Annotated in this window: 11 protein-coding genes; 8 read left to right on the top strand and 3 right to left on the bottom strand. The window is 42.6% G+C overall.

Features of this window, described 5'->3' with window-relative positions:
- Positions 1-26: 26 nt before the first annotated feature.
- The 4 genes from CLV51_RS00610 to CLV51_RS00595 all read left to right on the top strand — a co-directional run bounded on the left by CLV51_RS00610 (position 27) and on the right by CLV51_RS00595 (position 4359).
- Positions 27-1016, top strand: a complete 990-nt coding sequence (locus CLV51_RS00610) for a PorP/SprF family type IX secretion system membrane protein (RefSeq protein WP_106526078.1) — start codon at positions 27-29, stop codon at positions 1014-1016.
- 119 nt (positions 1017-1135) lie between these two features.
- Positions 1136-3292, top strand: a complete 2157-nt coding sequence (locus tag CLV51_RS00605) for a TonB-dependent receptor (protein WP_106526077.1) — start codon at positions 1136-1138, stop codon at positions 3290-3292.
- An 11-nt stretch (positions 3293-3303) separates the two neighbouring features.
- A complete protein-coding gene (locus tag CLV51_RS00600; protein ID WP_106526076.1) occupies positions 3304-3951 on the top strand; it encodes a hypothetical protein in 648 nt (215 codons plus the stop codon).
- Positions 3952-4062: 111 nt separating this feature from the next.
- Complete coding sequence (locus CLV51_RS00595) at positions 4063-4359, top strand: winged helix-turn-helix domain-containing protein (protein WP_106526075.1); 297 nt, start codon at positions 4063-4065, stop codon at positions 4357-4359.
- A gap of 17 nt (positions 4360-4376) precedes the next feature.
- Here the strand turns inward: CLV51_RS00595 and pdxA are convergent, their stop codons facing one another.
- Complete coding sequence (gene pdxA / locus CLV51_RS00590; RefSeq protein ID WP_106526074.1) at positions 4377-5438, bottom strand: 4-hydroxythreonine-4-phosphate dehydrogenase PdxA; 1062 nt, start codon at positions 5436-5438, stop codon at positions 4377-4379.
- 192 nt (positions 5439-5630) lie between these two features.
- On the opposite strand from pdxA, the gene rsmA reads away from it, so the two are divergent.
- From rsmA to CLV51_RS00570, 4 genes are all read left to right on the top strand, one after another.
- Positions 5631-6386 (top strand): 16S rRNA (adenine(1518)-N(6)/adenine(1519)-N(6))-dimethyltransferase RsmA, encoded by a 756-nt coding sequence (rsmA, locus tag CLV51_RS00585; protein ID WP_106526073.1) that lies wholly within the window; start codon positions 5631-5633, stop codon positions 6384-6386.
- Positions 6383-7312, top strand: a complete 930-nt coding sequence (locus tag CLV51_RS00580; protein ID WP_106526072.1) for an NAD(P)-dependent oxidoreductase — start codon at positions 6383-6385, stop codon at positions 7310-7312. The genes rsmA and CLV51_RS00580 overlap by 4 nt, the downstream gene beginning before the upstream one ends.
- A 181-nt stretch (positions 7313-7493) precedes the next feature.
- Positions 7494-7967, top strand: coding sequence for a transcription elongation factor GreA (greA, locus tag CLV51_RS00575; RefSeq protein WP_106526071.1), 474 nt, complete (start codon positions 7494-7496; stop codon positions 7965-7967).
- A gap of 89 nt (positions 7968-8056) precedes the next feature.
- A complete protein-coding gene (locus tag CLV51_RS00570) occupies positions 8057-8446 on the top strand; it encodes an HIT family protein (RefSeq protein ID WP_106526070.1) in 390 nt (129 codons plus the stop codon).
- 4 nt (positions 8447-8450) lie between these two features.
- Here the strand turns inward: CLV51_RS00570 and CLV51_RS00565 are convergent, their stop codons facing one another.
- Together CLV51_RS00565 and ruvC are read right to left on the bottom strand one after the other, a co-directional pair.
- Complete coding sequence (locus CLV51_RS00565) at positions 8451-9146, bottom strand: response regulator transcription factor (RefSeq protein WP_106527541.1); 696 nt, start codon at positions 9144-9146, stop codon at positions 8451-8453.
- Positions 9147-9334: 188 nt separating this feature from the next.
- Positions 9335-9895, bottom strand: coding sequence for a crossover junction endodeoxyribonuclease RuvC (ruvC, locus tag CLV51_RS00560; protein WP_106526069.1), 561 nt, complete (start codon positions 9893-9895; stop codon positions 9335-9337).
- Between the last annotated feature and the right edge of the window lie 5 nt (positions 9896-9900).

Raw genomic sequence — 9900 nt, 5'->3', positions numbered from 1 at the left:
TGTACATAAATAAATGCATATCAGCGATGAAAAATTTTTTATCAATACTGTGTTGCTGCATTGCCTTACAGGCCAGTGCACAACAGAATGTGCAGTTCAGTCAGTACGTGTTTAATATGCTGAGTGTGAATCCTGCTTATGCCGGGTATAAAGGAGACTGGTACCTGAATGCGATTTACAGGCATCAATGGGTTGATTTTCCGGGTGCCCCTCAAACGGGCGGGGTTTCTATTGACGGCCTTACCAATGCACCTGATGAAAGGGTAGGTGTGGGGGCACAGGTGATGGTTGATAACCTGGGGCCGCAGCAAACATTGTCTGCTTACGGGTTTTACTCTTACCGCATTCCTTTGGGAGATGAAGGTACCAGGCGTTTGTGTATTGGTTTAGGTGGAGGTATCACCCAATACAGCATTGATGGTAATGCGCTGAAATATGTGGATGACCTGGACCAGGCTTTGCCATTGGGTAAAACTTCGCAGATAGTACCAGATGCACGTTTCGGTGTTTATTATTATACCCCTAAATTTTATTTAAGTGCATCTGTGATGGATCTTTTTTCGTTATACACATCTAATTTCCGTTACTACTGGGGAGGATATAATTATTCAACACTTCGTAAAACACAGCACTTATATGTAGGAGCGGGTTATTTGCTGGATCTGTCAGAGAACCTGAAATTAAAACCTTCGCTGATGATAAAGGAAGATTTTAAAGGGCCTACAAATGTAGATCTGACCGCCTTTTTACTTATAGCCGAAAAGTTATGGATAGGTGGTTCCTACAGAACGGGAGTGAAACTATGGAGCAAACCTGCACTGGCTAAAGACCTTGAACAACTGGATGCCGCCAGTGCAATGGTGGAATTTTACGCTACTCCGCAATTAAGGATTGGTTATTCCTATGATCTCTCTATTAATAAATTAGCAGGCTATCAGGCGGGCTCTCATGAAATATCAATCGGTTATCTGTTTAGTAAAAAGAAAACACGTATCAGCAGTCCCCGGTATTTCTAAATCCATTCGGGAAAGAAAATCAACCTTACCTACTGCGGGTGAGTTGGCTGCTTATTTTAAATTAAATTTGGTTTATAATATAAACTAGTTTAGTTTTATTTAAAATTTAACGCCCTACTATGTCGAAGTTCAACCTTTATCTATATCTCCTTATATTTTCACCTTTGCTGGCGTTGGCTCAGAGCAAAATCAGCGGTAAAGTGGTTGATAATAAAAAACGTCCTTTACCAGGTGTAAATGTATCTATAAAAGGTTCATACGATGGCGCCACTACAGCAGCTGATGGTAGCTTTTCCTTCACCACTGCCACCACTGGTGATCAGCTACTGACCACTGCTTTAATGGGATATCAAACACTGGAATTAAAGATCAATACAGCTACTGATCAGCAACTGAATATAGTAATGAAAGATGCCATGAACGCATTACGTGTGGTAACTATTTCTGCCGGCAGCTTTGAAGCCAGCGATGATAAAAAAGGTACGGTGCTGAAACCGCTGGATATTGTAACTACAGCCGGCGCCGGCGCAGATATTGCGAATGCTATCAAAACCCTGCCGGGAGCACAACAAACCAACGACCGCGAAGGTCTGTTTGTACGTGGAGGTACAGGCTATGAAACACAAACATTGATTGATGGTATGTTAGTCAGGAATCCTTTCTCCAGTAGCTTACCGGATATGCCAGGCCGCGGGCGCTTTTCCCCTTTCCTGTTTAAAGGTACTACTTTCAGCAGTGGCGGCTATTCTGCCCAATACGGACAGGCATTGTCTTCGGCCCTGATATTGGAATCACAGGATCTCCCGCAGCGTTCTTCTTCTTCTTTAGGTCTTTCGGTGATCGGTGTAAATGCAGGGGTGGATAATCTTTCAAGAGATAAAAGAACATCCTATGGAGTAGAAGCTGATTATACTAACCTGGCACCGTATTTTGACATCGCAAAGCCTAAAAGAGCACCTAATCTCGGGCCTGAAATTATTGGTACTTCTGTTAATTTCCGCAGAAAAACATCTGCCACCGGTATGATTAAATTTTACGGATATGGTAACTGGAGTAAGATGGGCTTTAATTCCAATAGCACTGAATATCCTGGTTATACAGAATCTTTTCAGCTGCGTAACAATAACGCCTATACGAACCTTACCTATCGTGAAAACATCGGGCACGACTGGCACCTGTACCTGGGTACTTCTTTCAGTTCCAACACAGATAATATTAAAGCAGATACACTGCTGAAAAATCCTGCACCCTCTCTCATTAAAGTACGCTCAGATCTGACCCAATCCCGTTTGATGTTTTACAAAAACCTGGGTCGTTTTTCAGTGCTTCGACTGGGAGCAGAATATCAATATGCAGTGGAGAAATCTGCACTTAATGAGAACAAAGCGAGCTATGTAGATAATTACACAGCTGCTTTTGCAGAGTCGGATATATATTTTACACCCAGCTTTGTAGGTCGTGTAGGTGGTCGTGCGGAATACTCTTCTGTATTAGGTAAAATGAATTTTGCCCCACGCGTATCGCTGGCATATAAGTTAGATAATTATAGTCAGTTCTCCGTAGCATATGGCGATTATTATCAGAAACCGGAACCGCAGTATGTACGCTTTGATAACGGTCTTGGCTATATGAAAGCAACGCACTATATCCTAAGCTATCAGCGCGTAGCTAGCGACTATACTTTCCGCACAGAACTGTTCTATAAAAAATATCATGACCTCATTAAAACGGTTCCCACTTTAAGCAATAACGGTGACGGCTATGCGCAAGGCGTAGAAGTTTTCTGGCGTGACCGAAAAACCTTTAAGAACGTGGACTACTGGATATCTTATTCTTATCTCGATACCAAACGTAATTACCTGAATTATCCTTACCAGGTGCAGCCTGATTTTGCATCCAGTCATACAGCAAGCCTTGTATACAAACATTTTTTTACCAAGCTTAAAACCAATCTGGGATTCACCTATACGTTTGCTACCGGCAGACCTTATTATGATCCTAATTTGCCGCTGAATAAATTTATGTCTGAGAAAACAATAGATTACAATGCCCTGGGACTTAGCGTAAGTTATCTTACCAGTATCCACAAAGCCTTCACCATATTTGTTTTATCGGTGAGTAATGTATTGGGTAACAAACAGGTATTTGGGTATCATTATTCTACTGACGGGTTGCGTCGTGATGAGGTAGTTCCTAATGTACCACGGTTTATTTTTGTGGGGATGTTCATGAATTTTGGAATTGACAGAAGACAAGATGTTATTAATAACCTCTAATTATTATAAATATGAAACGAATCTTTCTTTCTCTTTTTCTTACAGGTGGCGTGGCTATGGCTGCCATGGCACAAAGTGCGCAATACCAGGATGCAATGAGTAAACAAACTGCTGAACTGGATAGTAGCAGTACATTTACCCCTGATGGGTTGCAGCAAAAAGCAAACACCTTTGAACGCATCGCTGATGCCGAAAAGAATCAGTGGCTGCCTTACTATTATGCTGCATACGCAGAAGTAATGCAGACATTTATGCTAAAAGATAAGAGCCAGATTGATCCGCTGGCAGATAAGGCAGAAGCTAACCTGGACAAAGCAGAAGCACTGAGTCAAAAGAACTCTGAAATTGCCTGCATCCGTTCATTGGTAGCAACTGCAAGGCTCACTGTAGATCCAATGACGAGAGGTATGAAGTATGGAGCAGAAGCAGCTTCATTGCTGGAACAGGCCAAGGCCTACAATCCGGAAAATCCCCGCATCTATATGTTACAGGGACAATCATTATTATTTACACCGGAACAATTTGGTGGCAGTAAGTCAAGAGCTAAAACCACTTTTGAATTAGCATTGGAGAAGTTTGCAGCTTTTAAACCGGAGAGTAATATTGCACCACATTGGGGCGAACCATATACCCGTCAGCTGTTGGCAAAGGCGCAATAATTTAGTAAGGAATTTTTATTATTTAGATATTTAGTTATTTTGTTTCACTGGTAGATAACCCGTTGATTCAAAATAACTAAGTATTTAAGTAGCTAAATCAAAACTATATTCATGGACTTTAAAGATCTGGACCCGGTATTACATTCACAATTGCGGCTGGCTATTATGTCGTTGCTGATCAGTGAAAAGGAAGCAGAGTTTACTTCCCTGAAGGAAAAAACCAATGCAACTGCGGGCAATCTGAGTGTGCAGATCAATAAATTGCGTGATGCGGAGTACATTACGGTCGTGAAGCAGTTTAAAGAAAATTACCCGCAAACTATTTGTAAAATAACATCCACAGGCAAAAAAGCCTTTGAAAATTACGTTACTTCTATTCAATCATATCTGAATGCGGGCAAACGCTAATAGCTAATTGCTAAAGGCTACTCCGATGCCAGTTCTGTTTTCTTCAGGGGGTTTTTATTGTTTTCGGCATAACGTTCACGTTGTTCCAGAATTTCCAGGCAGGTAAAGATGGCTTGTCTGAAGGAGTCCGGATCTGCTACGTTTTTACCGGCAATGTCAAAGGCAGTGCCGTGGTCAGGAGAGGTGCGTACAACGGCCAGTCCTGCAGTATAGTTAATACCCTGGCCACTTGCCAGTGATTTAAATGGAATAAGTCCCTGATCGTGGTACATCGCTAATACACCATCGAATTGTTTAAACATTTCGCGGGCAAAAAATGCATCGGCGCTATAGGGGCCGAAACACAGGATACCATTGCCTTTGGCATGTTTGATCGCAGGGGCAATGTGGTCTATTTCTTCTCTTCCTATCAATCCATCATCACCGGCATGGGGGTTAAGACCCAATACAGCAATACGGGGTTGATCAATACCAAAATCTTTTACCAGGCTTTCTTTCATCAGCTGCAACTTGCCCAGGATGTTTTCTTTGGTCACATATTTTGCTACTTCCGCTACCGGCACATGTTCTGTGAGCAGGCCCACACGCATGTTATCCGCGGTCATGAACATCAGTACATCTTTAGCATTGAAGGATGCTTTAAGATAAGGTGTATGACCGGTATAGTTGAAGGTGGCGCTTTGTACATTATTTTTATGGATAGGAGCTGTTACCAGTCCTTGTATATAGCCATCTTTAATACATTGAATAGCTACTTCCAGTGCGCGTGCAGCGTATTTGCCGCCGGCTTCATTCAATACCCCCGGAGTGATCTGTACTTCTTCTTCCCAGCAGTTGTATACATTCACCTGTTTGTGATTAAGACGGGTGAAGTCTTTAATGCTTTGGTAGTTGAAATTATTCTCATTCATCAGCTTCCGGTAAAAGTTGATGGTTTTGTTAGATGCAAAAATCACCGGCGTACAGAATTCCATCATCCGTGGATCTATAAACGTTTTGATGATAATTTCCGCGCCAATGCTGTTGATATCACCAATGGTGATGCCTATAACCGGTTTGTTGATCTGGGTAGTACTCATGCTGTATTGCCTCAATGAGGGACAAATATAAAGCTTTTAGTGGTTAGCATTTAGCTTTTAGCTGGACTGCACACAAAAGCTACCTGGGTATTGTATATCCCTTTTTAAAATAGCTGACTATTCATCGCTGAGAGCTAACTGCTAAAAGCTAACCGCTAAAAGCTGATAATGCTTTATATTTGCGCTTCACACATGTATACAATAAAAAAATCACTCGGCCAGCATTTCCTCACAGATGAGAATATCTGCAGAAAAATCGTTGAGTCGTTACCTGTAATAGAAGGCCAGCAAGTGCTGGAAGTGGGCCCCGGTGCGGGCGCCATTACAAAGTATCTGATGCAGCTGCCGGGCATACAGTTCAAAGCCATAGAGCTTGATAGGGAAAAGGTGCAGTACCTGGAAAAAACCTACCCGGATATCCAGGGAAAGCTGATCAATGAAAGTATCCTGGATGCCACATTACCTTTTGAGGGTCAGTTTCACCTGATCGGTAATTTCCCGTATAATATTTCTACCCAGATTATGTTTAAGGTGCTGGAATGGCGCTCACACGTGGATGTAATAGTGGGGATGTTCCAGAAAGAAGTGGCACAGCGTATTGCAGCTCCTCATGGCAACAAGGAATATGGTATTCTCAGTGTGCTGTTACAGGCATTTTACAAAATAGAATATTTATTTGAAGTACATGAAAACTGCTTCAATCCGCCACCCAAAGTGAAATCAGGGGTGATCCGTCTTACAAGGCTGGAACAACCTGCTGATATTGCTTCTGAGCGTAAATTTTTTGTACTGGTGAAGACCGCTTTTGGTCAGCGTCGCAAGCAATTGCGCAATCCGTTGAAGACTATGTTTGATAAGGAGCTGATGTTACAGGACCCAATCTTTACCAAAAGAGCAGAAGAATTGAGTGTAGCTGATTTTGCAGCATTATCCCATAAGATGATATGAGCAGGAAAGTATTAATTACAGCGAAGACGCATCCGTATTTAGTTGATCAACTGGAAAACAAAGGCTTTGAAGTAATCTACCAGCCTTCTATTTCTCATGATGAAGTATACAGCACTATCAAGGATTGTATAGGGCTGATCGTTACTACCCGCATACGGGTAGACAAGCACATCATTGATCAGGCAAAAGGACTGCAATGGATAGGCCGTTTGGGTTCCGGCATGGAACTGATAGATGTGCCTTATGCGGAAAGCAAAGGTATTCACTGTGTAAGCAGCCCGGAAGGTAACCGGGATGCGGTAGGAGAGCAGGCGGTGGGTATGCTGCTGTGCCTGCTGAATAATGTGTTGAAAAGCAACCTGGAGCTGAGAACAGGTATCTGGGAGCGGGACGGCAACCGGGCTTATGAGCTGAACGGTAAAACGGTAGGCATTATAGGTTACGGTAACACCGGCAGTACCCTGGCGCATAAACTGCAGGGCTTTGATGTGAATATCCTGGCTTACGATAAATACAAAAAGGGCTTTGGCACAGCTGCTGTGAAAGAAGCCACCATGGAGCAGGTGTTTAATGAGGCAGATGTGGTGAGCCTTCATTTACCACTGACCGAAGAAACACGGCACCTGGCAAATGCTTCCTTTTTCAGCTCATTTGCCCGGCCGGTATGGTTCATGAATACGGCAAGGGGTAAGCTGGTGAATAACCGCGACCTGATAGCAGCGCTGCAAAGTGGTGTGCTGGCAGGTGCCTGTCTGGATGTATTAGAGAATGAAAAACTAGAAACATATAACAGCGAAGAGAAAGAGCAGCTGGCTTATTTACTGAAGGCTACCAATGTAGTAGTAACACCGCATATAGCGGGTTATTCACACGAAGCCAGCATTAAGATGGCGCGTATTGTATTAGAGAAATTAAACATTATATAAATCCCTCCCGGGGTTTATAAATCTGAGTTAAATAATTGATTATCAATTTATTTGACTCGGAAAAGACTATTCTTTTCTTTGTACAAAATTCATTATATTTGCAATAATACCAGTAACAACGCTTCTGTGCAAATGGAGGCGTTGATTTTTTTTTCTTATAACCAAAAAAACACAGCAGGTTATGTCTGGCATAAATTACGTTACGAAAGAAACCCTGGAGCAAATGATGAGTGAACTATCCATCCTGAAAACCAAGGGACGGGCAGAGATCGCACGCGCTATTGCAGAAGCAAGAGAAAAGGGTGACTTGAAGGAAAATGCCGAATATGATGCCGCCAAAGAAGCACAGGGTCTGCATGAAGCCCGGCTTGCAACACTGGAGAATGCCATTGCAGCTTCCCGTATAGTGGATGCTGATGCTATAGATACTTCCAAAGTATCTATCCTGTGTAAAGTAACCATTACTAATGTAGCCAATAAGAAAACGGTTACTTATCAGGTGGTGTCTGAAACGGAAGCCGATTTGAAACTGGGGAAAATATCTGTTACTTCTCCCATTGGCAGAGGCCTGCTTGGCAAACAAGTGGGTGATGTGGCGGAAGTACAGGCGCCCAACGGAGCTATTAAATTCAGGATTGATAACATTACTGTATAAGCGCCGGTGGCACTTTTTCACGATATTTGCTGGGGTTGCACTGAATGCAGCCCCTTTTTTATTGTCAAATAAATAATCTCAACATCCATATGACCATATTCACGAAAATTATCAAGGGCGAGATTCCCAGTTATAAAATTGCGGAGAACGAACACTTTTACGCTTTCCTGGATATTTTCCCGCTGGTAAAAGGGCATACGCTGGTGGTTCCCAAATCAGAAACGGATAAGTTCTTTGATGTATCTGATGAGCTGTTGCAGGAATGGTTGGTGTTTGCCAAACCTATTGCAAATGCGATAGAAAAAGTAGTGCCGTGTAATCGTATAGGGGTAAGTGTAGTGGGCCTGGAAGTGCCGCACGCGCATATGCACCTTATCCCGATCAATTCAGCGGATGACATGAATTTTACCCGCAGTAAACTGAAGTTGTCTGTAGAAGAATTTAAGGAGATACAAGCGCAGATAATAGCTGCTTTGTAAAGGATTATTTTGCCGGAATATTGAACCGGAACCCGACACCATGAACAGTTTCCAGTTTAATTTGGGGGTCCGACTTAAAATGTTTCCGGAGCTTGGTGATAAAAACATCCATACTGCGGCCAAGGAAATAATCATCTTTTCCCCATACATGAGAGAGGATGTCTTCTCTTTTCAATGTTTTATTGGGATTGTTACAGAGATATTTTAACAGGTCTGCTTCTTTTTGTGTAAGAGAAATAGATACTTCGCCGGTTTCGGAATAGAGACGCAAGTCTTCATAATCAAAGGTGAGTTTACCTATTGCGAAGAGATGGGACTTGTCTTTGCTCCGGCTCATGGTCCTTTTCAGAAATACTTCAATGCGCAGGATCAGTTCCTGCATGCTGAAAGGCTTGCTGATATAATCATCTGCGCCGGTTTGCAGGCCGGCGATTCTGTCTTCCCTTTCATTTTTGGAAGTGAGGAATAATATAGGAACGAGGTCGTTAAGTTCACGGATTTGCTGTGCCAGTTCCAGGCCGTCTTTTTTGGGCATTACTACATCCAGCAAACAAATATCGAATGAGCGTAACTGGAACTGTTCCCAGGCTGCCTGGCCATCAATACTGTGGACTACATCATAGCCCGCTTCCTCCAATCGTTTCTTTGTTACCGCACCAATATATTGATCATCTTCCACCAATAGGATTCTTGCTTTCATATCTGCCTGATGCTGATTAAAATAAAAAAGCTTGTTGTACAAATACGGTACAACAAATGATGGTCATTTTTCATAGTTTGCTATTGTCCGGACACACTGTCGGTTAGCTTTTTTAATGGGCCGATGAATTTCAACCAAAGTAACTACAATTTACGGAATTATGAAATAACCTTTTAGTGCCGGAGTTATTACTTTGAAATCCTTTCGGGGTGTTGTTGTAGGAACTTGTCCCAACCTTTTGCTTTAGAAATACCTGCAAGTGGACTGCCTTCCTGGTAAAAATGGCAAACGGCCACCGCCAGGGCATCTGTAGCATCAAAGTAATCAGGCCGTTCTGTAATCTGCAGTATGCGTTGAAGCATGAGCCATACCTGTTCTTTATCAGCGTTACCATTGCCGGTAACAGATTGTTTTACTTTTTTAGGGGAATACTCTGTTACGGGAAGACCTCCCTGCATCGCTGCAGCGATAGCCACACCCTGCGCCCGACCCAACTTCAGCATACTTTGCACGTTCTTGCCAAAAAAGGGAGCTTCAATGGCAAAACTATTGGGTTTATGCTGATGAATAAGTTCATGTACCCTGCTATGAATCAGCTGTAGTCTTTCGTAGTGATCTTTAAATTTAGATAGTTTTAGCACGTCCATGTCAATAAGACTAACTTTTTTTCCTTCTATAAGTATAAGCCCATAGCCCATTACGAGGGTACCGGGGTCAATGCCGAGAATTATTTTAGACTTGTTTGCCAACCACA

This window comes from Chitinophaga niastensis (assembly GCF_003014755.1).
Taxonomy (GTDB): domain Bacteria; phylum Bacteroidota; class Bacteroidia; order Chitinophagales; family Chitinophagaceae; genus Chitinophaga; species Chitinophaga niastensis.
Note: the sequence above shows the minus strand (reverse complement) of the source record. Positions and strands in the feature narration are given on the sequence as shown.

Excerpts from the sequence above, each read along its gene's own strand:
- CLV51_RS00595 (WP_106526075.1), top strand. The coding sequence starts at position 4,063 with ATGGACTTTAAAGATCTGGACCCGGTATTACATTCACAATTGCGGCTG.
- rsmA (WP_106526073.1), top strand. The coding sequence starts at position 5,631 with ATGTATACAATAAAAAAATCACTCGGCCAGCATTTCCTCACAGATGAG.
- CLV51_RS00580 (WP_106526072.1), top strand. The coding sequence starts at position 6,383 with ATGAGCAGGAAAGTATTAATTACAGCGAAGACGCATCCGTATTTAGTT.
- CLV51_RS00605 (WP_106526077.1), top strand. The coding sequence starts at position 1,136 with ATGTCGAAGTTCAACCTTTATCTATATCTCCTTATATTTTCACCTTTG.
- pdxA (WP_106526074.1), bottom strand. The coding sequence starts at position 5,438 with ATGAGTACTACCCAGATCAACAAACCGGTTATAGGCATCACCATTGGT.
- CLV51_RS00565 (WP_106527541.1), bottom strand. The coding sequence starts at position 9,146 with ATGAAAGCAAGAATCCTATTGGTGGAAGATGATCAATATATTGGTGCG.
- CLV51_RS00570 (WP_106526070.1), top strand. The coding sequence starts at position 8,057 with ATGACCATATTCACGAAAATTATCAAGGGCGAGATTCCCAGTTATAAA.
- greA (WP_106526071.1), top strand. The coding sequence starts at position 7,494 with ATGTCTGGCATAAATTACGTTACGAAAGAAACCCTGGAGCAAATGATG.
- CLV51_RS00600 (WP_106526076.1), top strand. The coding sequence starts at position 3,304 with ATGAAACGAATCTTTCTTTCTCTTTTTCTTACAGGTGGCGTGGCTATG.
- CLV51_RS00610 (WP_106526078.1), top strand. The coding sequence starts at position 27 with ATGAAAAATTTTTTATCAATACTGTGTTGCTGCATTGCCTTACAGGCC.